Raw genomic sequence first — 23,935 nt, 5'->3', positions numbered from 1 at the left:
TTTTCCTCACTTTTATAGATACGTTTACCCCAATACATTTTGCAGAGTTATTTCATCAATAACTCTGCATATCCTAAAGAGGTGGTTTTTTCTTAGAAATGCTTAACATTGGTAAAGGCGGACTAGAAGAACGAGAGGGCAAATAATGTTGCACTACGGGTTCCTCTGGTAAGGGACGACGCTGCTGGACACGCCACAACTTAAAGCCGAGCGCTATCCCTGCTGTTCCCAAACCAAAAGCGAACAATGACCAGCTATCATTCAAACCGCCAATCAGGGCATCCATAACGCCCATCGTCATCAATACACTGACTATTGGCTCTTTTCGGTAAGTTGACTTCAAAAAACGAGGTAATACAGCATTCATCACAGCTTGGTTGGTTCCAGTTCACCTTTTGTGTATATTTACCCAGAATACCTCACCCGTCATTTGCCTTTCTCATCGAAGGCAGGGATTAATTATGATTTTCTTTAGTAGGGGAGGAAGTTTACTCATTAATTGCCTTGCATATACCTTGCATATATTAGTTGCAAGTCTATGATATTTCAATCACTAATAGGTATTTCCATTCCTCTCTTGCTTACATTCTAGGTCAATTATTTATAAATAAGTCTAATTAAAGTATCTAGGGTGAAGTACTTGGCTATCAATTGTTAAAGTCAAAACCAACTGGTTGTTCCAGCTGGTTGAAACTCTTTTAATTACTAGCTTACAACTTCAATATCGTGCTTGTTGATGGCACTACTTCAGACCCAGCCATGATAGCACCCCTTGATTGGTGACATATTCAATCACTAACATCAAAGCGAAGCCAATCATTGCAGCTCGACCATTCAAGCGTTCGGCATATTCGTTAAAGCCAAACTTAGGCTCCTCTAGTTTAGGTGTAATCGTTGGTTGTGTTTGTGTCATTTTTAAGAAACCTTTTTCGGCAAACGGGACATGATATCAGACTTCGCAGCAGAAGTCGGGGAAAGTGGTGATAAGCGGTAAAGGTTAAAGGAATAGATTCGTTTTTCCCCTTAACTTTTACCTTACACTTGGTAGCTTAAAAGCTGATTGCAGTGCTTGAATACCAAGATGACTTGAGAAATTCAGCAATAGCTTCCTAGTCGGGAGCTATACAATCGGTCTTTTAATAAATTGTTACTATTCTTTATATATTGTATAAATACTGGGGCAATAGTCAAGGGCAAGAGTTTGGGCTACTCAGATTGAATTGAGAAACTTAGAACAGAGATTAGCTATCTCTAATACAGCTATCTCTAATACTGAAGTAGCAAGACAGAAGTAGCAAGCTTGAGATTGGCAGGCTACAGTTAAACAAAAAAAATATCAGAGGCGATATATGGAAATCGGCGTTCCCAAGGAAAATAAGGATCAAGAATTTCGTGTAGGTTTAAGTCCTTCTAGCGTGCGGGTGCTGCGAGAAAATGGTCATAGCATCTTCGTCGAGACGCAAGCAGGTAATGGTGCTGGATTCTCTGATGACGACTACAAAAGTGCTGGAGCCGAGATTGTCCCGACATCAGAAACGGCTTGGAATCGGGAATTGGTTGTTAAAGTTAAAGAGCCACTGACATCTGAGTATAAATTTTTGCAGAAAGGGCAGATATTATTTACTTATTTACATTTAGCAGCCGATCGCAAATTGACAGAGCATTTAATTGATTGTGGCACTTGTGCGATCGCTTACGAAACTGTAGAACAACCTGGTGCTAACAAACTACCCTTGCTCACGCCCATGAGCATAATTGCCGGTCGGCTAGCAGTACAATTTGGGGCCAGATTCCTAGAACGTCAGCAAGGTGGTAGAGGCGTCCTTTTGGGTGGTGTCCCTGGAGTTAAACCAGGAAAAGTAGTAATTTTGGGTGGCGGCGTTGTCGGCACAGAAGCAGCTAAAATTGCCGTGGGTATGGGTGCTAGCGTCCAGATTTTAGATGTGAGCGTCGAGCGCTTATCTTATTTAGAAACCTTATTTGGCTCTAGAGTCGAATTGCTTTACAGCAACTCAGCCCATATTGAAGCCGCAGTCATTGAAGCAGATTTGCTCATCGGTGCAGTTTTAGTGTTAGGACGCAGAGCGCCAATATTAGTATCTCGCCAATTGGTCAAACAAATGCGTCCTGGTTCTGTAATAGTTGATGTAGCCGTTGACCAAGGTGGTTGCATAGAAACCTTACATCCCACATCCCACACTAATCCGGTATACATTGAAGAGGGCGTGGTGCATTATGGCGTTCCCAATATGCCAGGAGCAGTACCTTGGACAGCAACTCAGGCACTTAATAATAGTACATTACCTTATGTTGTCCAGTTGGCAAATTTGGGAATTATGGCACTGGAAGTTAACCCAGCATTAGCTAAGGGTGTGAACGTGCGGAATCATCATTTAGTGCATCCGGCTGTGCAAGAGGTATTCCCTGATTTGGTAAAGTGAACTACTCAACCTTGCCTACGGAGCCGAGTCTGAGCTTCCCAATTCACCGGGAATAGCCTCTAAAACTCTGTAGTTTTTTTGGTCTGACATTCCCTCCAAGGGCAGGAGTCCTGGTTCCCAAGACCCAAATTTTTCTCTTGCAACATATACCTATTAGCTTGGTTTTCGCTTGCGGCATTGATGGTCAAGACAATGTATATCTTACCAGAAAATTTTGGGGATTCGTCATACATCCAGAAGAGAGTTTTTACTGATGTTTTAAATCAATTCCAGATGTTATCCTTATCCCCCGCTCACAATCCCCACAGAGATGAGTACATTGAAGGTGGGGACTTCCACGACTCGTTAAGGTTTGCAAGTGCTAGGCGATCGCTTATTTTTATAGTGGTAGCGATCGCTAGTTAGACTAATTTTCTTGCCAAATGCGCGGATGGGTAGGTGTACAAAATTAGATGGGGCAAAAAAGCCTGTACGCCCCATCTATACAAAGCTTTGAGGGCAATGGTACTTTTAAAACATCCGCGCACCTTATGGGGAATGGTTTTCAGCGATTTGTATCTTGTGTTATGACTATTCCCTGTGTTATGATTCACTCATTCGCGCAACTGCACCTTGAAAACCAAATACAGCAAGGCTTTTGGATGCCAGCGATTGCAATTCATCAAAATCCCTATTAACCCAAGTTGCGGGTAATAGAATACAAAAGAGGAGATGGAAAGTGTAGGCACAGTAAATAAGGGTTGTACGAACTCCAACCACTATAAAAATGCCATTAGGAATGTTCAGTGTAGTTTAATAGAGAGTAACATTTGCAACTTAGTCAATAAAAGCTTGTTGCAGAGTGTAAGCAAAAATAAAAGCTTGTAACTTCAGTAAAAACCCCTCAAATGTTACGGCATGAAGCGATTTTTGGAAGAAACGAGTGATGCCGCTAAACACGGTTTCAATGTAATGACGAATAGACTGTTTAATGTATTGATTCCACGGTGCATCTTGGCGTTTAGAGTTACTTTTTCGCATGACCTGCATCGAGATTTGACTAGTTTCAATTAAGTCATCTTCCACAGTGTAATCAAGATAGGCAGAATCGGCGTAAACTTGACTCCCAGGCATTAAATTCAAGGGTAAAGCACTCAATCCCCGTATATCTGTTGCGCTAGCTGGCATGAACACAAATTCGACAGGAATACCTGTTTTGGTAGTCAATAACTGTACTCTCACTCCATAAAAATAACGTTTCTTGGATGCGATATAACCCCGATATTCTTCCGAGTGAATTAACTTCGCATTAAAGATGCGAATATTATCACATATTGGTACGGGGAACGAGTCTAAAAGATATTCCGTATCTTCACTAATTTCTTTTAGTGCTGTTCCCATTTGATGAAATAAATCGTTCATCAACATCGATACCTTGTGTAATCGCCGATTAAATCGTGATTTTTCTAACATTCCTGGTATCAAGTTATGGTCTTTCATATAGCTGCAAGCCTTGCTATGATTCCCACCAAAAAACATTGCCGCTATCATTGCCGTGGTGATAATTTCTGCATCACTCATTTCACGACGAATATCCTCATCATGTCCAATCGCCTTCAATAGGTCATCTATGACAGAATAGATAGTAACTATTTCATTTAACATATTTCCCTCCTAATTTTCTGTCTGGAGGGATTTTATTGTTTTTATACCCCTATGTCATCTTTCTTGGTATGTAACTAGCAACTTGAGTTATTAGGGAATAAATTTCCTGTAGAGACGGCGATTTATCGCGTCTCTCTAAAAGTTTGTTTGAAAAGTGGTATGTTGTGATTCTAATCGAATTATTACCCCCCTTAATCCCCCCTTGGAAAGGGGGGAAATAGAAAATCTAGTTCCCTCCCCTTTGCAAGGGGAGGGTTAGGGTGGGGTAAAAAATATTTGATGCATCAATCATGACTTTTCAAACATCCTCGAACCGCCAAAATGAATTTGACAAACTACTTGCAATTTTTGCGAAGGATACGCAGACTCCAGGAATTTAAAACCATTGTCATGTGGGTTTTGTCTGTATAGTCCCGAATTATATTCGCCCTTTAGTATTAACCATAACAAGTGCGGTTTTTAATCTGCGGTACTTATGATTGGAATTCTAATCGTAAATTCAGTTCCCATTCCCATTTGAGAATTCACTTCCAATGTACCATTGTGTTTTTCCAAAACTATTTGATGGGCAATTGATAAACCGAGTCCAGTGCCTTTACCTACAGGTTTTGTGGTAAACAAAGGTTCAAACAGGCGTTGTTTCACAGACTCAGGAATGCCGGTACCATTGTCTGCAATCCGAATTACAACCCATTGTTCGGAATCTACTTCTGTCGTAATCTGAATTTGAGGAATTTGATCACTGATTTTGCCTAATATCAAAGCTTCATCAAGAGCATCAATTGCATTAGCTAGAATATTCATAAATACTTGATTCATCTGACCGAGATAGCAATTTATCTCTGGTATTATTCCATAACTCTTAATAACTTCAATAGCAGGACGATCGCCATTACCTTTGAGGCGGTGCTGCAAAATCATTAATGTGCTATCCAGTCCTTGATGCAAATCTGCAAGTAATTTTTCATCACTATCCGAGCGGTAAAAGTTGCGTAGTGAGGTAGAAAGGTTTTGAATCCGTTCACTACCTAGCTTGAGTGAATTCAGGATTTTTGTTATATCTTCAAGAATAAATTCCAGATCCAATTCATCAATAGCAGTGCTAATTTTAGCTGTCGGGTTGGGATAATCTTGTTGATACAGTTGGATAATTTTACTTATTCCTGCAAAATATTCCTCTAAAGGTGGAATATTGCTAGTGATAAAACTGAGAGGATTGTTGATTTCATGGGCGACACCAGCAATTAATTCTCCTAGTGTTGAGAGTTTTTCTTGCTGGACTAGTTGGACTTGGATTTGTTGCAAAGCAGCGGTGCGATCGCTCACTTGTTTTTCTAAAGATTCAGTCAGTTGTTTGACTTGTAAATGCACACGCACTCTCGCGATGACTTCCTCTTGGGCAAAGGGTTTGGGGATATAGTCTACTGCACCAAGAGAAAATCCCTTGGTTTTGCTCTCCGTATCCGCTAAGGCTGTGGTGAAAATAATAGGAATGTTTTGAGTAACAGGATTGGCTTTGAGGCGGCGACAGGTTTCAAATCCATCAATCCCAGGCATTTGTACATCCAGCAAAATTAACTCTGGTCGATTACGTTCTGCAAGAGCGATCGCACTTTCTCCATCCACTGCAACACGAAAACGAAACCCCTCAATACTGAGCGCTTCGCACAGGACAGATAAATTTGTCGGATTATCATCCACAATCAAAAGAAATCCAGTATTTGAGGTCTTGAGCATGATGGATTAAAAAGCGAAATTTGATTCTAATTAATTAATATGTTGTTGAATGAAACTTTCCAAACGTTTAAGTTGGAAATTACTAGCAAGCTGGATGATTTGCTCAGTAAAAGCACTAAGCTGCTCATCAGATACAGAAAGTTCCTGAACTGATTCTAAAAGTAGTTGAATATCGCCGTCTTGTGCTAGTTCGAGTAACTGTTGTAAAACCTCATTACTAGGAGAAATCATCTTCTCTAGATGATCCATACTACCTGTATCAGTTTTTTTGATTGTGTCTGCTTTGCCATCAAAAATCCATTGCAGTTGCAAAAGTTTTCGTAATAACTCCAGCAGAGCTTCAGCTTCTATAGGCTTTGGTAGAAATATATTTGCACCAGCATCAACACTCTTGTACTGATCGGCTGCAAATACACTAGCTGACGAAGCAATAACAGCAATCTTTTTAAATTGGTTAGACCAACGTAAACGTTTGATGAACTTAAATCCATCATTTACAGGCATAACTAAGTCAGTGATAATCAAGTCTGGTTTATGAGCTACAGCTTGTTCCCATCCTTCCTGACCATTACTAGCTTCTATAACTGTAAACCCAACTGGCTCTAGTAAATTTACAATTACCGAGCGGTTTTCCCATTTGTCATCCACAATCAAAATCGTGCGTTTTTGTCCCTGATAACCAATAATAGTTCCCTGCTCTATCACTCTAGAAACCTTTGCCCAATCTTTAGATTCTGGCAATTGCACCTCAAACCAGAAAGTGCTACCTTTGCCAAGCTCACTCTGCACCTGAATTTGACCACCCATCAGTAAAACAATTTGTTGGCTGATTGCTAATCCCAAGCCAGTACCTTCACTTTGTCGTTTCTGATTTCCCACTTGCTCAAAGGGCTGGAAGATTTTCTCGACTTGCTCAGGGGTTATACCCGCGCCGGTATCTGCAATCTCAAAACGAATTTTGTAGTTTGTTATTTTTCCATCGGCATTTAATTCTTGACTAATAACCTTAGCCTGAAAGCTAACGCTACCTTCATGAGTAAATTTGATGGCATTACTAAGCAAGTTTATCAGCACTTGTCGCAAGCGTTTTTCATCAGCATAAATGCCTGTTGGTAAATCAGGATCTAAGTTGACATGAAATGCAATGACCTTTTGTTCCGCCTGGATGCGGCAAATTTCAACCACACTATCTATAAAAGCAGGTAAGTAGAAACCAACACGATTTAATTCCAGTTTCCGGGCTTCAATCTTAGAGAGATCCAAGACATCATTAATCAGGTTTAATAGATGAGAACCACATTGGTAAATGACGCTGACTCCTTTGCGCCCTTTCTCGCTTAAAGATTCTGTGCGTTGGAGAATTTGTGTATAGCCGAGGATGCCATTAAGAGGTGTGCGTAATTCATGGCTCATATTGGCAAGAAATTCACTTTTTGCTTGGCTAGCATTTTGAGCAACTTCCTCAGCTTTCCGCAGTTCTTGCTCTATATGCTTGCGCTGTACAATTTCACTTGTGAGCGCTCGATTAATTACTTCTAACTGGGCAGGGCTAGGCAATGTTAGAGCTTGAGGCATGAGATAAAATAAGGCAAAAGCTGTATATATTGAAATAATCGCAGTTAAAGCTTTGAGACTACCTGCAACCCAGTAATCTGGATGCCAAAGCGTCCAAATATCTATCAAATGTCCAGTACCGCAAGCAATGATAAAAGCACCAAATAATACAAAGACTCCATTAAAAGGAACGTCTTGGCGTTTGGAAATAAAATAGATCAGTAGGAAGGGAATAGAATAATAAGCGAGTGCGATCGTGGCATCAGAAATAATGTGTAACCAAACTAGCCCCGTTTGCCAAAGATAACAATGTCCGTGGGGAATAAAACCAATTGATTGCAAAGGATAGTTTAAAAGTGTCAACATGATCTTAAAGGTTACTGGATTTGCAATATATACCTCTAATCTCAGTATTCCCAAATCATCAAGTAGTAAGCTTAGTTCTCAGCAATCTGACTAATTTACTTGCAAAATGCGCGGATGGGTAGGTGTACAAAATCAGATGGGGCAAAAAAGCTTGTACACTCCATCTATACAAGACTTTGAGGGCGATGTTACTCTAAAACCATCCGCGCACTTTATGGAGACTGGCTTTCAGCGATTTGTATCTTGTAGCATGACTATTCGCTGTGTTATGATTCACTCATTCGCGCAACTGCACCTTGAAAACCAAATACAGCAGCGCTTTCAAACGCCAGCGATTGCAATTCAACAAAATCCCTATTAGGGATTGAAACTTTGCATCGCCTGATTTTACAAAAACTCTTAGATTGCAATTCAACAAAATCCCTATTAGGGATTGAAACTGGTAATGCTTGGTACTCAGCCTATGGGAATCAATTGCAATTCAACAAAATCCCTATTAGGGATTGAAACATCACAAACTGGCTGGGTAATCCCTTTAGCCTTTTATTGCAATTCAACAAAATCCCTATTAGGGATTGAAACATAAAGGGTTTCGGCGTCAGGTAAAGGAGGTAACTATTGCAATTCAACAAAATCCCTATTAACTCAAGTTGCTAGTTACATACCAAGAAAGATGACATAGGGGTATAAAAACAATAAAATCCCTCCAGACAGAAAATTAGGAGGGAAATATGTTAAATGAAATAGTTACTATCTATTCTGTCATAGATGACCTATTGAAGGCGATTGGACATGATGAGGATATTCGTCGTGAAATGAGTGATGCAGAAATTATCACCACGGCAATGATAGCGGCAATGTTTTTTGGTGGGAATCATAGCAAGGCTTGCAGCTATATGAAAGACCATAACTTGATACCAGGAATGTTAGAAAAATCACGATTTAATCGGCGATTACACAAGGTATCGATGTTGATGAACGATTTATTTCATCAAATGGGAACAGCACTAAAAGAAATTAGTGAAGATACGGAATATCTTTTAGACTCGTTCCCCGTACCAATATGTGATAATATTCGCATCTTTAATGCGAAGTTAATTCACTCGGAAGAATATCGGGGTTATATCGCATCCAAGAAACGTTATTTTTATGGAGTGAGAGTACAGTTATTGACTACCAAAACAGGTATTCCTGTCGAATTTGTGTTCATGCCAGCTAGCGCAACAGATATACGGGGATTGAGTGCTTTACCCTTGAATTTAATGCCTGGGAGTCAAGTTTACGCCGATTCTGCCTATCTTGATTACACTGTGGAAGATGACTTAATTGAAACTAGTCAAATCTCGATGCAGGTCATGCGAAAAAGTAACTCTAAACGCCAAGATGCACCGTGGAATCAATACATTAAACAGTCTATTCGTCATTACATTGAAACCGTGTTTAGCGGCATCACTCGTTTCTTCCAAAAATCGCTTCATGCCGTAACATTTGAGGGGTTTTTACTGAAGTTACAAGCTTTTATTTTTGCTTACACTCTGCAACAAGCTTTTATTGACTAAGTTGCAAATGTTACTCTCTATTAAACTACACTGAACATTCCTAATGGCATTTTTATAGTGGTTGGAGTTCGTACAACCCTTATTTACTGTGCCTACACTTTCCATCTCCTCTTTTGTATTCTATTACCCGCAACTTGGGTTATTAGGGATTGAAACATGTAAAATTCTGCCTTACTTTTGAGATTTACACAATTGCAATTCAACAAAATCCCTATTAGGGATTGAAACTAAATACTTGAGATGTAATTGTAATTATGATATCTGATTGCAATTCAACAAAATCCCTATTAGGGATTGAAACTCTTAAGGATTTAACTCAAGTTCGCCATCAAAAACATTGCAATTCAACAAAATCCCTATTAGGGATTGAAACTTCACAGCAATAGCGGATTATGGATTCCATATTGGATTGCAATTCAACAAAATCCCTATTAGGGATTGAAACTTTTCTAGTCATTGATGTTGATAAGCTGTCTCTCATTGCAATTCAACAAAATCCCTATTAGGGATTGAAACAACTGGGCACGTCCCCTCTAGCGATCGCGTCACTTTTCGCAATCACCAATATCATCCCAAGCTAATGGTAAAATCAATTTTTTAAAGCATTACCAAACTACCTTCTGCTTCTTCTTCAAGTTCATAACCATTGGCCAGTTTTTCAATTGCTTGGTCAATCATTGCCAAACCTTGATCTACTTTTTCAACTAAACTTAGCTGTCCTCGAAGTTCGGCAGCACCAACGAAACCCTTAGCATACCAAGTCATGTGCTTACGGGCTTGACGCACACCGCGATCGCCTTTATATTCCCACAAGGCTTGTAAATGATCTCTTGCACATTCCAACCGCTGAATCGGGGTAGGTTTCGGTAATATTTCCCCAGTTTTCAGGAAATGATCAATTTCTCCCACCAAAAACGGATAACCCAAAGTCCCACGGGAACACATAACGCCATCAGCGCCAGTTTGTTCTAAACATCTCACCGCCGCTTCAACGGAAAAAATATCTCCGTTCGCAATCACTGGGATAGAAAGCACTTCTTTTACACGGGTAATCCATTCCCAACGAGCATTGCCATTGTATCCTTGGGCGCGGGTACGTCCATGTACCGTAATCATTTTTGCCCCGGCATCTTCCATCCGCTTGGCAAAGTCGAGAATAGTAATTTCGTTGTCATTCCAGCCAATACGGGTTTTTACTGTCACAGGGACATCAACAGCTTTTACAACTTCCCGCACAATTGCTTCTGCTATTTCTGGTTGGCGCAACAACGAAGAACCGCCACCATTTTTAGTGATTTTATTTACCGGACAACCCATATTAATATCAACAGTATCAGCACCTTCGGCAACTGCCTTGATTGCTGCTTCTGCCAGGAAATCTGGACGACAGTCAAATAGTTGAACGCTAATTGGGCGTTCGTTGGGATCTACCTCCATGATTTTGGGTAACTGCTTGACATAATGCAACCCGGTAGCATTCACCATTTCGGTATACATCATCGAATCTGGGGCATAGCGACGCACCAGACGGCGAAACACCATATCTGTAACCCCAGATAGAGGCGACTGGAGAACCCGACTTTTTACCTCGAAGGAGCCAATTTTGAGGGGTTGGGAGAGTCTAGCTTGGAGAATGGGAGAGAGCGAAATCATAGAAAAAATTAAAAATTGTGCGGATGAAAAATAACAAGAATATGTAGGGATGCCTATGATAAACGATACAGCGAATTTAAATTTAGTGAGATACACAAGCTAAGTCTCAAAGCCAGGTATAAAGCCTGTTTCACTTCTCTTAGCGCAGCGTGGCGTAGCCCATTCTGACTCCTGAATTCTGAATTCTGCTGTAATTGTAGGTTACGTATCCTGACTTGGAGGCTGTTTTTGCATTTCTTGCTGAATCTCTTCTAGACTCAAACCTAACTCTCTCGCTGTTTCTTCAAAACTCAATCCCAATCTCAACAACAAAGGTATCATTCTCAGCTTTTCTTCACGCGCTCCTTCTTGTCTACCTTCTTGTTTGCCCTCTTGCTTGCCTTCTTGCTTACCTTCTTGATAAACTCGTGTTTTTTTCAAATCACTTAACCCAAACATACCTTCAATTTCCTCTCGACTCATTGCCGGAAACTTATAAACCAAAATTGTCTCTATCAATTCTAGTAACTGCCGTCGTTGTGGTTCAATGTTAATTTCTTGCTGGGTTCTGTCTATTAACTGCCTAGCAGATTTAATTGCTGTATCCTCTTCATCGACTACTAACTTCATAGTAGCAATTCCAACTGGCAGTGATGCTGTTTCACCTAATTCATTAAGATAAATGCGACTGATGCGCTGGCTAGTGAAAAATTCGCTGTAATTCTTGATATCTGCTGTATCTAGACTGCGATTGGGATAAATAACTACTCCTCGCCAAGAATTTTTAGGTTTATTTTGGCGTAAGTATAAAGAAATTTCTGAAAATAGGCGTGAATAAATTTCTGTGTCGGTTTGAAATTGGACTTCAACAAAGTAAATCGGATTTTCTTCTCCTTGGGTTGGGAGAAAAACACCATCTATACGAAAGGCAGTTTGCTTGATTTCAATTGAGGAGAATTGATAAGTCTCTGCGGTTTGGGGTGGATTACCAATTAATTCAAAAAAGATGCCAGGAAGTTCTTGAAAAAGGCGATAAAAAATGCTGTCAGTTTTCACGCTTGATGTATTGCGGTGATTTAATCCGTTAGATTTTACCGTGAAATAGCTAGCAACAGATTTTGTTTAATTAGATTTAAGAAAATTGGGGGCGATTTCAGTTATATATATATATGTTGTGTCAATTTCTAGCTAGTGTACTACGCCACTCTTTCAATATAAAACTAGACCACAGCAAAAAAACTATCAGTAACAGTCCCATAACTCCATCGAGCCAAATTAGGCTATGCATTTTCAAAGACATGGGAGCAACCATCGGGAAGAGATAATGGACTGGACTGGAGATACTAGTGATTGAGTATAAGCCTAATAAAAAGTACGCTAACCAAAACATGCCTTTGGTGTAAAACCAATATCCCAATATTCCTACTAGAGTCATTACAATTACAGTACTAATTACTCCAACAGAAGTAAACCAGGTTGGGCCAGGATATCGACTCAAAAATAATGCATTATCTATGTAGTGTAGCCAAGTAGAAATGAGGTTGAGTATGATGATACCTAGCAGAATTGTCTGGCGAAAATTAGAAGTATTAATCATGATCTAAATATCAATTAAAATGCTTAACAATTTATTAAGCCGACTGCGGGAAGCAATCGGCTTAATAAATTCATGATAATTTCGTTGCAATTTAAATTTAGCCGTGACTTGCACCTTGAGGGGGACGCGAGACAACCTTTTTGGCTAAACCCAAAGTCTGCAAAACTAGGATGCTCCACCAAGTAACATCAATTTCCCACCAAGACAACCCAGATTTTGCCATGTGGGGATAAGTATGATGGTTGTTGTGCCATCCTTCTCCATATGTTACGAGAGATACCCACCAAAGATTACGAGCGCCATCATTGGCATCAAAGGTGCGATAACCCCACAGGTGTGATGCTGAGTTTACAAACCAGGTTGAGTGCCAAAGTAAGACACACCTGAGAAACACTCCGTAGAACACAAAAGGCCATCCTCCCAGGGCATAAAGCAGCAGCGCGAAGGGGATTTGCAACAGCAGGAAGTAGCGATCTAGCCAGCAATAAAATGGCTGTCTTGCTAAGTCAGGGGCATATTTTTTATAGGTGTCATAGTCAAAAAATTCTGGGCGTGGGTAGAAAATCCATAGTATATGGCTCCACCAAAATCCTCTTTGAGCAGAATAGGGGTCTAAATTGATGTCTTCTGTGTGGGCGTGGTGTTGGCGGTGTCCACCTACCCAAAAAATTGGCCCGCCTTGCAAAGCCAGCGCTCCTATGAGGGCGATCGCATACTCTAACCACTTAGGAACCTGGAAACTCCGATGGCTCAGTAGTCGGTGATATCCCAGGCAAATACCAATGCTCCCGAATAACCAGTGGAGAAACACTAGCAAACCTAATGCTGACCAGGAGAAAAACCAAGGAGACAGAAGTGCTAATGCATGAAATGCAGCAAAAAATACTACATTCGTCCATCTGAGTTGAGGTGAGTTGCCTCTCTCAGGGGCGATCGCCCCAAAATTTGCGGTCATAAAAATTCCTGTTGATGGATGATGAAGCGATTTGCTTTTTCTCGGATGCCCTCCCACAAGGGATTTACCCGCCCTGTATACTAGTTTGTTACAGTAGAGTGAAGCAAGTACCACTTACATTTGTTATGCTAGCAGAACTGTGATATCCGTGCAAGTGCCACTTGCATTTTTCTATGTCATCTCACCTCCTTTCTACTCGTCAACGCCTGATTCAAGCTGCTCTTGAGTTGTTTTCTGCTCACGGAGTCAGCGCCACTACAACCCGCCAAATTGCTGAAAAAGCCGAAGTCAACGAAGTAACTTTATTTCGGAATTTTGGCAATAAGCACGGACTGCTTTTGGCTGTGCTGGAAGAGTCCGCAGCCTTCAAGGATTTAGGTGAGTCGCTGGTGCGACGAGCAACGCCTCCGGGCAATGTTTACCAAGCTCTTAAGGATTATGCAAGTGACACTTTACATGCATTAGAGCGAGTGCCAGAGTTCGTCCGGTCTGTGGTGGGTGAAGCCGACCAATTTCCGGCAGAAAATCGCCGCGCCCTAGGCAGGGGAGTAACAGAGGCAAACCGTTATGTAGCTCAGTATTTAGCTACTGTAATCCAGCAAGGACACCTAAATACTTATTTACCCGCAGAAAAATTAGCCAGTTTGCTGAATGGCATGATTTTGGGATATGCCGTAATTGAGTTCACTAGCGAATTTCACGAACTTTGGGACGATCGCGACGATTTTCTGGAAAATTTGGTGGAGTTGTTTTTAAATGGAGCCATGTCATCTTCAGCAGAATTAGCAACAAACTGCTTACAAGGAGGCTTGATCACCACAGAAGTAGCTGATTTGCCTGCTAGTTTAGTTCACGAAATTCTGCAACAGTCCAGAAAATTGGGAATGCGAGATTATGCTTTAGCTTATGTATTATTTGGGGCTGGGTTATCCGCCACAGAAATAATTAGCTTGCAGCGATCGCACCAAATCTACGATACTCAAGGGCACTTCCTACAAATCACAATTCCCGGATTTGTCCGTCAAGTACCTGTGAATCAATGGATTTTGGGCAAACGCTACGGCTCTTTTACTAATAATCCTTTAATAAAATGGCTGAAAAGTCGTAAAGATGCTCAAACAGCCATGTTTTTGAATGAAACAGGCACACCCATCTCACAATCAGAGCTTGAGACACGTTGGCAAGTATGGAGTGAGGGATTGTTAACTCCCCAAGGACAAGCGCCAGCTTTAGCTCAGGCACAACAAACCTGGCGTGTAGAAATGTTAATGCGGGGGATCACCTTGGAAAACTTGAGTATTTTAACAGGTTGCGATCGCTCCCAATTACAACCCTATGTCCGCCGAGCTAAAGAAAAAGCAGCCTTAGAGCAAGCAACCCATTTGGATCATAAGCCGGGATAGGTTTTTCAGGAGCAGGGGAAGCAGGAGAAGATGAACTATTGATTATTGACCAATGCCCAATGCCCCATGCCCAATCCCCAATTAATTCAACGGCTCCACAATAGCTCTTAAACCTTTGCTAGAAAGTGTTTTAAGCATTTCTTTAGCGTTATATTCACTGTTAAATACTCCTGCTTGCATAACTTTTTGACCTTGCCAAACTGTGGGAAACGCATCAGGAGCAAGGAATCGCACTAAATCTTGATCTCTCTCAGTTGCTAGTGGCACTACCACGCGATAACGTATACCGAATTGTGTCGCAGTGTTACCGCCATAAGGAATACTTGCAGAACTTGTTCGCATATTGCGAGTCTTGCTTATGGGGATATTGTGACTAGGAAGTGGTAAAAGTGCTGAAGCTCCTGGGGCAGAAGTTTCTAGTATTGGTAATGACTGCTGTGCAACTGGATTGGATGGGTACTCAGGGGCAGTAAACTCAATCGTATTAGGATCAATCCGTACATAATTTAACTGTCGTGTGTCAGACTGCGGTGCTGGACTGGAATTTGCAACTCTTGAAGTATTAGTTGGTGTTTGTCTACCTGACAAGCTGCTAGGAGTAGGAAAACCCGCGACTCCAGAGGTGGGGAGTTGTTGATTGGATCTAGGTGTGGGAACTGATATATTGGCTGGCGCTAATGGCAGCATTTGACTGTTTAATGGTGTAGAAACAAGATTATTTGCTGAAATGCTGTTGTTGCTTTGCCCATTGGTAGTTTCAGAGATTTCAGGAGCCGAGAAAGTGATTTCTCCAGTTGGTGGTATTTCTCGTAACACGTTGTTGGGAGCGGGTTGAGAATTTTGGGTTGCTATTGCTGTTGTACCATTAATATCTACTTTGCCAGTGATGCGATCGCTTACAAGGTTGTTACCAGCAGCAACAATTACCTGTTTAGCAGCGCTAGCATTAATGTCGTAGCGACCATTATTTTGAAATTGATTACCCCCAGGTTCGGATGCACTACCCAAATCTGGCATTGATTGAGCGATCGCAACTAAACCATCTTCTTTATTATCTTGAATAGAATTATTCCGCAAAATCGGGCGGGCATTTGCTTGCACCACAATTCCCGATCTATTGTTTTGAATTTGATTGCCGATGACTACAGGTGTGGCATTTTGAGCAATATTAATCCCAAAACCCGTTTGGTGAAAGATATTTTCCTTCACTTGGGGACTGGAGTTACCGGAAATTGTGATCCCATTGGCTCCATTGCGATCGAAGTAATTCTTGGTAATGGTGGGTGCAGCATTACCACTGACGGAAATCCCATCTTGAGTATTGCCAGTAAATGTATTTTCTGTGACTACTGGATTGCTAGATTCAATCCATAAACCGTAACCACGGGGGTTAGAGTTTGTCACCGTTACCCCAGTGAGTAAAGCTTGATTTGCTCCAACAATTGTGACATTTTGACCGGCAAAGCTCCGACTCAGATAATCACCGCCTCCCTGAATGATAATATCCTTACCTTGATTGCTAGGGTTGCCTTGAATTGAAATACCCGGTTTGAGCATTAAGGGAAATTCCTCTCCTGTCTCGGCGCTATAAGTGCCCGTGGAGAGGATAATTACAGTATTGGCGTTAGCTAATCGCAACGCTTGAGTAATCGTTTTCACAGGAGCGGATTCGCTGCCATTACCTGCGCTGTCATCTCCAATACTAGGGTTGACAAATAGCACATTAACTTGAGAGGGTGCTGTTTCACCAGAAGGCATAGAATCTGGTGTCGATGGTATTTGAGCGATGCCTTCTCTACGAGAGGCTTTGCCAACGGCGAGCTCTGCTAACGCACTACCCAAGCTTGTACCCAGGAACGCCATACTTGCCGCTCCCACACTTACGGTAAAATATAATACTGAAGTGCTAAAAAATAAAAGCCTTGCTGATTTTAGAAACTTAAGCTTTGCAAGCATAATATCTACTCTACGGTACTTAGGAACCACACGATAGTGAATCATCTTTAACACGACTCCTTAGAAGTATCAATAAATTTTTATACTCTTAGAGAGTATTATGTCGATAATATTACTCACAATATTGACCGATTGGCGATTTTTAATACAGAGTAATAAATTACAGTAAATTCAGCAATTATGAGTCAGAATATTGGCGCTGTCACGATTTCTATTATTATTCCAGTACTCAATGAAGCGGAAAATATCAAAGAAGCAATATCTACGACAGCCTTCTCTACAAAATGCGACGCCAACGCAACTACCCAACCCAGTACAAATATAGAAGTGATTGTTGTCGATGCTGGCTCAGAGGATGACACTGTGGAAATTGCTCAGTTATTAGGTGTTAAAGTTATCTTGTCATCTCCCGGTCGTGCTGCTCAAATGAATGCGGGTGCTGTTGCAGCTAGCGGTGATATTCTGCTATTTCTTCATGCAGATACACGTTTGCCGACTGGATTTGATGAGATGATTTGTACAGCACTACAACATTCGGGGACTGTGGCTGGTGCATTTAACTTGCGAATTGATGCGTCACTTTTAAGTTTACGATGGGTGGAGTGGGGAGTAAAAATGCGATCGCATTTTTGGCAAATGCCTTATGGCGACCAAGCAATTTTTTTAACAAAAGACGTATTTCAGCAAATTGGTGGCTTTCCTGAATTGCCCATCATGGAAGACTTTGAACTCATACGCCAGTTAAAACACATTGGACGCATTGTAATTATCCCCACACCAGTTGTCACCTCAGCCCGTAGATGGTTGCAAAAGGGAGTATTCAAAACTACCCTACTTAATCAAATAGTAATTGTTGCTTATTTACTCGGCGTTTCACCTGAGCAAATTCGTAGCTGGTATCGCCGAGAAAAATTTAAGAGGCTTTAAGCTGTTTCTCATGTGGGTAGCATATCTTAGGGGCATTGGATTTGAGGGTAAGTTTCAAAGTTGAGCCTCAGAAGGTCAACGTCGAGCCTCGGAAGGTCAACGTCGAGCCTCAGAAGGTCAACGTCGAGCCTCAGAAGGTCAACGTCGAGCCTCAGAAGGTCAACATTGAGCCTCAGAAGGTCAACGTCGAGCCTCGAAAGGTCAACATTGAGCCTCAGAAGGTCAACATCGAGCCTCAGAAGGTCAACATCGAGCCTCAGAAGGTCAAACTTATAAAAATGAGAAAGCGCGTATTAGATTCTAAACTCAAATTACTGCTGCTAAGTTGCCTGATTGTCACTCTAATAATTGCCGCTAAACAGTTAAATATTCAGGGACTTTTACAAACCTCAGTCATTTGGGTTGAGAGTCTTGGAATGTTAGGGCCTATCGCTTACATAGTCATTTATAACTTGGCAACATTACTGTTTGTACCGGGTTCCCTACTAACGCTCAAAGGTGGTTGTCTGTTTGGAGTATTTTGGGGATCAATATATGTGCTAATTGCTGCAATAGTCGGAGCAACCTTAGCTTTTATCATTGGACGTTACCTGTCGCGGGATTGGGTTTCTCGACAAATGGACAAACATCCTAAATTTAAAGCGATTGATTTAGCAGTTGCCAAAGAAGGATGGAAAATTGTCTTTTTGACTCGTCTCTGTCCCATTTTTCCCTTCAATTTATTAAATTATGCTTTTGGAGTTACACAGGTTTCTCTCAAAGACTACATATTAGGTTCCTTTGGTATTATTCCCGGTACTGTGATGTACGTTTATATTGGTTCTTTAGCTGGTAATCTTGCCACGATTAACACGTCTCATCAACCAATTACTCCAGAAACTCAAGTTTGGCAATGGATAATGCAAGTAGTTGGGTTGATTGCTACTGTTGCGGTGACTGTGTATATCACAAAAATTGCTCAGAAAGCATTAGCTCAAAGTATAGCAATAGAAGAAATAACAACTCATGACAAAATTAACAATCATTCAGATATTTAAAAGTATTGATGTCAGAAACTTGCAGAAGTTTTTTAGCCTAAGTATATTAACATTGCTGATATTGGCGATGTCTACGACGGGCTACGCCTACGCTTTCTCATTAAACACAGACCCAGCTTTAGCACAAGAATCTGCAAATCCAAATTCTTTTAATCCTCAAGCAATTTTACGCGATGCCTTGCAGTGGATTGATAGCCTGGGTGCGGTGGGAGCTTTAGCTTTTATTGCCCTTTATATTATCGCTACCGTTGCTTTTTTTCCAGGTTCTATTCTCACCTTGGGTTCTGGTGTGATTTTTGGTGCAATTTGGGGTTCTCTCTATGTATTTATTGGTGCAACCCTTGGCGCTACCGCTGCTTTTCTTGTGGGACGTTATTTAGCAAGGGGTTGGGTTGCTCGGAAAATCGCAGATAACAAAAAATTTGCCGCTATTGACCAAGCGGTAGGTAAAGAAGGATTAAAAATTGTCCTGTTAACGCGACTGTCCCCTATATTTCCTTTCAATTTGCTGAACTATGCTTTTGGTATCACAGGAGTTTCACTTCAAGATTACTTCATCGGTTCTGTAGGCATGATTCCTGGAACTATTATGTACGTTTATATTGGTTCTCTTGCAGGTAATCTGGCCATGATTGGCACTGAGGCTCAACCTAGCAACCCGACTTTACAATGGGTGATTCGCATTTTGGGTTTGATTGCGACGGTCGCCGTTACAGTTTATGTCACCCGGATTGCACGCAAAGCTTTAGAAGAAGAATTGTAAGGTAGTACCACTTGTACACACAAGTTGAATTACCCCCCTTAGTCCCCCCTTTCCAAGGCTACGGTGTACACACAAGTCGTATCACCCCCCTTAATCCCCCCTTATAAAGGGGGGAAATGAGATTTCCGGTTCCCTCCCCTTCACAAGGGGAGGGTTAGGGTGGGGTAAAACGCTGGTTAATCAGCTATTTTCAGACTTATGTGTACACCGTAGCTTTCCAAGGGGGGAAAAAGAAATCTAGTTCCCTCCCCTTCACAAGGGGAGGGTTAGGGTGGGGTAAAACGCTGGTTAATCAGCTATCTAAGACTTGTATATACACCGTGGTGGGGTGGGGTTCTTGTAGCTCACTCAATCGAGAACCGCCATAAACAAGCATAAAAAATGCAAGACTGAACTGCCTAAATTAATCGGGATTCTTAATTTTAAAAGAGGTTTTGCCAATGACCAATTCAGATTTAGAGAGAGTCACAGTTCGCCCAATTGACGAGTATAACCAAAAGTTGGTGTCTTACGTCCATCCGCCAAATTGGGTTAATCCTCAACCTGCCGATGTTTACGACTTGGTAGTAATTGGGGCTGGTACGGCGGGATTAGTAGTGGCGGCGGGGGCGGCGGGTCTGGATTTGGGTTTAAAAGTGGCGTTAATTGAAAAGCATCTCATGGGTGGAGATTGCTTAAATGTTGGTTGTGTACCATCTAAAACTATTATTCGGTCTGCCCGTATCGTTGGTGAAATTTGGGATGCTAAAGACTTGGGAGTTAATATTCCCCAACATAATATAGATGTTGATTTTCCTAAAGTCATGGCCAGGATGCGACGGGTAAGGGCCGATATCAGCCATAATGACTCGGCGGAACGGTTTCAAAACTTGGGTGTTGATGTATTTTTAGGTAATGGTCGATTTGCAAGTAAAAATACTGTGGAAGTTGGCGACAAAACTCTACGGTTTAAAAAAGCTGTAATTGCGACTGGTGCAAGAGCTGCACAACTGTCGATTCCAGGAATTGAAAAGGCGGGTTATCTAACGAATGAGACAGTTTTTTCCCTGATTCAACGACCGGAACATTTGGCGGTGATTGGCGGTGGCCCCATTGGTTGCGAATTGGCGCAAGCTTTCCGGCGTTTGGGTTCTGAGGTGGTACTTTTCCATAGCGGTTCTCATCTTCTAAATAAAGAAGACAGTGAAGCTGCTGAAATTCTCCAAAAGGTTTTGATTAACGAAGGAATTCGCGTAGTTCTCAATTCCAAGTTAGAAGAAGTGGTAACTGTCACTGAGGGGAAACGGCTTTACTTTTCTTCCAATGGTTATCGAGATTCGGTGACAGTAGATGAAATTTTAGTCGGTGCGGGGCGATCGCCAAATGTAGAAAATCTAAATTTAGAAGCAGTGGGTGTAGAATACGACAAGCGCCAAGGTGTGAAGGTAAATGATTACCTCCAAACAACCAATCCCAAAATTTATGCGGCTGGCGATATCTGCATGAACTGGAAGTTTACCCATGCTGCTGATGCCGCCGCGCGGATTGTGATTAAGAATACGCTGTTTTCTCCCTTTGGCTTAGGACGCTCGAAACTCAGTAGTTTGGTGATGCCTTGGGTAACTTATACTGACCCAGAAATTGCCCATGTAGGGATGTATGAACATGAGGCGCAGAAATTGGGTATTGAGGTGACAACAATTAAGATAGCTTTTAATAGTGTAGACCGAGCGATCGCAGATGGTGAAGAGTTAGGATTTCTCAAAATCCACCATAAAAAGGGGTCTGATGAAATTCTTGGTGCAACTATTGTCGCCAGTCACGCAGGTGAGATGATATCAGAAGTGACTACGGCAATGGTGAATAAAATCGGTTTGAGTAAGTTAAGCAGTGTAATTCATCCTTATCCCACTCAAGCCGAAGCCATTAAAAAAGCAGCTGATGCTTATCGCCGAACACTCCTGACATCAAATACCAAAAAATTGCTGGGATTTTTAACAAAGTTATCTTGAGCAAAATCAGTGAACAGTTAGACAACTGTTCACTGATAATTTCTAACTGTTATCTAAACAGATCGGAAGCGATTAATCTTGCCTCCTGTCAAGTCTGCGTAGTAGACATTGCCATCGTCTCCAGTGGTCAATTGTGTAGGCACTCCTAAATTAGGTCTGTCTGCTGAGGAAGCAAAGCGACGAACTGAGACAAGCTTGCCCTGACTATCAAATTTCAAAGCATCGATAGTTCCTTGACTGAAATCGCCAACTAATAAAGTATCTTGATAGATCGAGGGGAAAGTATTACCTGTGTAAAAGTCACCCAGAACAATCGAATTAGGCCCAGAATGCTTGTAAGTATAAGCTGGTGCTGTTACAGTTTTGCCACTACTATAGAAGTCTTTCGCAGCATCTAGGTTAGCATAGCTTGGTTGTTTCAGGTTGATGATATTGTTATTTGCATCCAGCCCACCTTCATAAAACGGCCAGCCAAAGTTAGCTCCTGGTTTTCCGATATTGACCTCTTCGTAAGAAACAAAGCCAACATCACCAATTACAGGGTTATTGGTGTCTTTATCAATTGTGAAACGGAAGGGGTTACGCAAACCTAAGTTGTAAACTTTAGAACGATTGCTATCGGCATCACCGTTGTAGAAAGGATTACTTGATAAGCCTTTACCAGTAATAGGATCAATCCGCAGGATTTTACCAGACAGATTATCGATATCCTGGACGCGATCTGCTCGTGGATCTACGCCATTGTAGGAAGTGCCATCGCCTATGCTGACAAACAGGGAACCATCGGTGCCAAATCGCACAGAACCAACTGAGTGAGATTCACTATCGGTGGCTATAAAATCCGGGATATTTTCGACTTTATCGAGATTATTGAGATAATCTTGCAAGCTAGTAAAAGGCTTACCTGTATCTTTGTTGAGAATTCCTGATGGTGCGTAGCCAAGTGAGACATTTGTGCTGTTGCCATCGGGACGAATAATATTATCCCAAGTGCTATTCTTACCTAGCAGCACAACTTCGCTGCCAGCAATGGCAGTAGTGTAATTAGTGTTGGGGTTAGCTGTCACCCGAATTAGCCGTCCAGCCCGATTCCCATTCTGATCGGGATTGTCTAATGTGCTATTGGGATTGTTCTTAGAATTGGTTGTACTGGTTTCTGCTGGATCGTAGGTAAACAACAAGTAAACGTAGTTGTTGCCGGTTGGACTTTTGCCAAAATCTGGATGTACAGCAATGCCTAAAAGACCGCGATCGCGTGTATTATTTACCTGTCCAGAAATATTGATAAATGGTGTTGCCAATAATGTGCCGTTGTCCAAGACTCGCACTACCCCATTTTTCTGGGCAATGAACATCTGCTTCTGGTCAGATGTCCAGTCAAAAGCTGTAGGTTGAGTTAAACCAGAAGCTACTGTATCTAAAGCAAAGTTACCAGGGTCATTATCAACAATAGTGATATTTGTTTGTTGAGTAGCTAGCTGTAACCCAACTGCATTACTGAACCTCAAATTAAATGTTTCATTTGGTTCCCCAACGGTGTCATTAACAATGGGGATCACAATGTTTTTAGTGGTTTCTCCCGCTGCAAAACTCAAGGTTCCAGATACAGTCTGGTAGTCAGATCCAGCTTTTGCAGTCCCATCCACGGTTATGTAGTCCAGACGAGCAGTCCCCACACCGCTATCCCGTGTAACTGTCACTCTCGCAGAACCATCATTCTCGTTAACTACTGGCTGAGTGAAGTTGAGGCCACCAACGCGATCGTTATCTTGAATCGTAATTCCGAGAGTTCTTTGGAGTCCTAGTGTTGCTCCCTCTGCCTGATCAATGACAAAACTAAAGGTTTCATTTGTTTCTGCCAGAGAATCGTCATTGATCGGAATGGATACTTGTCTGCTACTTTGTCCCGGTGCAAAAATAATTGTTCCAGCTGTTTCGACGCCTTCACTTCCATAGTCCGATCCTGCTGTAGCAGTGTTAGCTACGGTGGCATACTTAACTGAAGATGTGCTGCTTAAATCACCACTTCTAAGCAGAGTGATGGTGACACTACCATCACCTTCGTTCACAGTTGTGGAAGATGATCCTAATGTGATGGTGGTCTGAAGTTCTGGTGAATACAGCTGAGACTGAGGAATAATTTCCTTGGCTTGAGAAGTACTTGACCAAGAAAGTCGAGAAACGGCATCGTATGTCTTATCGTAGTATTCGAGTTTAATATCATACTTTTGACCAGCAACCAGTGCGATCGCGCCACTGTGTTCTGTGGCTGATTGATCGACAAACTTGTTGATGATTTGTTGACCATTTACCCACAGTCGCACACCATCATCAGTAGTGGTGTAGAAATTGTAAGTTTCGCTGTACTTGGCT

Annotated in this window: 19 protein-coding genes and 1 CRISPR repeat array; of the genes, 8 read left to right on the top strand and 11 right to left on the bottom strand. The window is 41.6% G+C overall.

Annotated elements, in window-relative coordinates:
• Nucleotides 1-73: 73 nt before the first annotated feature.
• Together RRG12_RS09595 and RRG12_RS09590 are read right to left on the bottom strand one after the other, a co-directional pair.
• Nucleotides 74-367 carry a hypothetical protein gene (locus RRG12_RS09595; RefSeq protein WP_420759097.1) on the bottom strand — a complete coding sequence of 98 codons (294 nt, stop codon included), beginning with the start codon at nt 365-367 and terminating at the stop codon, nt 74-76.
• Between the two features lie 375 nt (nt 368-742).
• A complete protein-coding gene (locus tag RRG12_RS09590) occupies nt 743-913 on the bottom strand; it encodes a chlorophyll a/b-binding protein (RefSeq protein ID WP_012410338.1) in 171 nt (56 codons plus the stop codon).
• Nucleotides 914-1,349: 436 nt separating this feature from the next.
• Here RRG12_RS09590 and ald point away from each other — a divergent pair, with 436 nt between their 5' ends.
• Nucleotides 1,350-2,441, top strand: a complete 1,092-nt coding sequence (ald, locus tag RRG12_RS09585) for an alanine dehydrogenase (protein WP_420759096.1) — start codon at nt 1,350-1,352, stop codon at nt 2,439-2,441.
• A 273-nt stretch (nt 2,442-2,714) separates the two neighbouring features.
• Nucleotides 2,715-2,846, top strand: coding sequence for a hypothetical protein (locus tag RRG12_RS09580; RefSeq protein ID WP_420759095.1), 132 nt, complete (start codon nt 2,715-2,717; stop codon nt 2,844-2,846).
• Nucleotides 2,847-3,257: 411 nt separating this feature from the next.
• Here RRG12_RS09580 and RRG12_RS09575 read toward each other — a convergent pair whose 3' ends face one another.
• From RRG12_RS09575 to RRG12_RS09565, 3 genes are all read right to left on the bottom strand, one after another.
• Nucleotides 3,258-4,085 carry an IS982 family transposase gene (locus tag RRG12_RS09575; protein ID WP_069074888.1) on the bottom strand — a complete coding sequence of 276 codons (828 nt, stop codon included), beginning with the start codon at nt 4,083-4,085 and terminating at the stop codon, nt 3,258-3,260.
• A 459-nt stretch (nt 4,086-4,544) separates the two neighbouring features.
• Nucleotides 4,545-5,822 (bottom strand): sensor histidine kinase, encoded by a 1,278-nt coding sequence (locus tag RRG12_RS09570; protein ID WP_420759094.1) that lies wholly within the window; start codon nt 5,820-5,822, stop codon nt 4,545-4,547.
• 30 nt (nt 5,823-5,852) lie between these two features.
• Nucleotides 5,853-7,742, bottom strand: coding sequence for an ATP-binding protein (locus tag RRG12_RS09565; RefSeq protein ID WP_420759093.1), 1,890 nt, complete (start codon nt 7,740-7,742; stop codon nt 5,853-5,855).
• Nucleotides 7,743-8,473: 731 nt separating this feature from the next.
• Here RRG12_RS09565 and RRG12_RS09560 point away from each other — a divergent pair.
• Entirely contained in the window at nt 8,474-9,301 is an 828-nt protein-coding gene (locus tag RRG12_RS09560) for an IS982 family transposase (protein WP_069074888.1), read from the top strand.
• Nucleotides 9,302-9,491: 190 nt separating this feature from the next.
• Nucleotides 9,492-9,817: direct repeats of the CRISPR family, unit length 37 nt; unit sequence ATTGCAATTCAACAAAATCCCTATTAGGGATTGAAAC.
• A gap of 81 nt (nt 9,818-9,898) precedes the next feature.
• On the opposite strand, the gene dusB is transcribed toward RRG12_RS09560, so the two are convergent.
• The 4 genes from dusB to RRG12_RS09540 all read right to left on the bottom strand — a co-directional run bounded on the left by dusB (nt 9,899) and on the right by RRG12_RS09540 (nt 13,485).
• Nucleotides 9,899-10,954, bottom strand: a complete 1,056-nt coding sequence (dusB, locus tag RRG12_RS09555; RefSeq protein WP_420759092.1) for a tRNA dihydrouridine synthase DusB — start codon at nt 10,952-10,954, stop codon at nt 9,899-9,901.
• Between the two features lie 201 nt (nt 10,955-11,155).
• Entirely contained in the window at nt 11,156-11,989 is an 834-nt protein-coding gene (locus tag RRG12_RS09550) for an Rpn family recombination-promoting nuclease/putative transposase (RefSeq protein ID WP_420759091.1), read from the bottom strand.
• 121 nt (nt 11,990-12,110) lie between these two features.
• Entirely contained in the window at nt 12,111-12,530 is a 420-nt protein-coding gene (locus tag RRG12_RS09545; RefSeq protein ID WP_420759090.1) for a hypothetical protein, read from the bottom strand.
• 97 nt (nt 12,531-12,627) lie between these two features.
• Complete coding sequence (locus RRG12_RS09540) at nt 12,628-13,485, bottom strand: acyl-CoA desaturase (RefSeq protein WP_069074576.1); 858 nt, start codon at nt 13,483-13,485, stop codon at nt 12,628-12,630.
• 173 nt (nt 13,486-13,658) lie between these two features.
• Between RRG12_RS09540 and RRG12_RS09535 the strand changes: the two genes are divergently transcribed.
• Nucleotides 13,659-14,888, top strand: coding sequence for a TetR family transcriptional regulator (locus RRG12_RS09535; protein ID WP_420759089.1), 1,230 nt, complete (start codon nt 13,659-13,661; stop codon nt 14,886-14,888).
• 81 nt (nt 14,889-14,969) lie between these two features.
• Here RRG12_RS09535 and RRG12_RS09530 read toward each other — a convergent pair whose 3' ends face one another.
• On the bottom strand, nt 14,970-16,889 hold the full coding sequence (locus RRG12_RS09530; protein ID WP_420759088.1) for a DUF1565 domain-containing protein: 1,920 nt from the start codon (nt 16,887-16,889) through the stop codon (nt 14,970-14,972).
• Between the two features lie 135 nt (nt 16,890-17,024).
• Between RRG12_RS09530 and RRG12_RS09525 the strand changes: the two genes are divergently transcribed.
• The 4 genes from RRG12_RS09525 to RRG12_RS09510 all read left to right on the top strand — a co-directional run bounded on the left by RRG12_RS09525 (nt 17,025) and on the right by RRG12_RS09510 (nt 21,562).
• Nucleotides 17,025-17,771: a TIGR04283 family arsenosugar biosynthesis glycosyltransferase gene (locus tag RRG12_RS09525; RefSeq protein WP_069074579.1), complete on the top strand. Its 747-nt coding sequence runs from the start codon at nt 17,025-17,027 to the stop codon at nt 17,769-17,771.
• 278 nt (nt 17,772-18,049) lie between these two features.
• A complete protein-coding gene (locus tag RRG12_RS09520; RefSeq protein ID WP_420759087.1) occupies nt 18,050-18,808 on the top strand; it encodes a TVP38/TMEM64 family protein in 759 nt (252 codons plus the stop codon).
• A complete protein-coding gene (locus tag RRG12_RS09515; protein ID WP_420759086.1) occupies nt 18,777-19,571 on the top strand; it encodes a TVP38/TMEM64 family protein in 795 nt (264 codons plus the stop codon). Before RRG12_RS09520 ends, RRG12_RS09515 begins: the two co-directional genes overlap by 32 nt.
• Before the next feature lie 440 nt (nt 19,572-20,011).
• Nucleotides 20,012-21,562 carry a mercuric reductase gene (locus RRG12_RS09510; protein ID WP_069074581.1) on the top strand — a complete coding sequence of 517 codons (1,551 nt, stop codon included), beginning with the start codon at nt 20,012-20,014 and terminating at the stop codon, nt 21,560-21,562.
• 53 nt (nt 21,563-21,615) lie between these two features.
• Here RRG12_RS09510 and RRG12_RS09505 read toward each other — a convergent pair.
• A partial coding sequence (locus RRG12_RS09505; protein WP_420759085.1) for a Calx-beta domain-containing protein occupies nt 21,616-23,935 on the bottom strand: 2,320 nt, incomplete at its 5' end.

It is taken from the genome of Nostoc sp. CALU 546, from assembly GCF_048836525.1.
The sequence above is the reverse complement of the archived record's forward strand: the minus strand, read 5'-3'. Positions and strand labels throughout refer to the sequence as shown.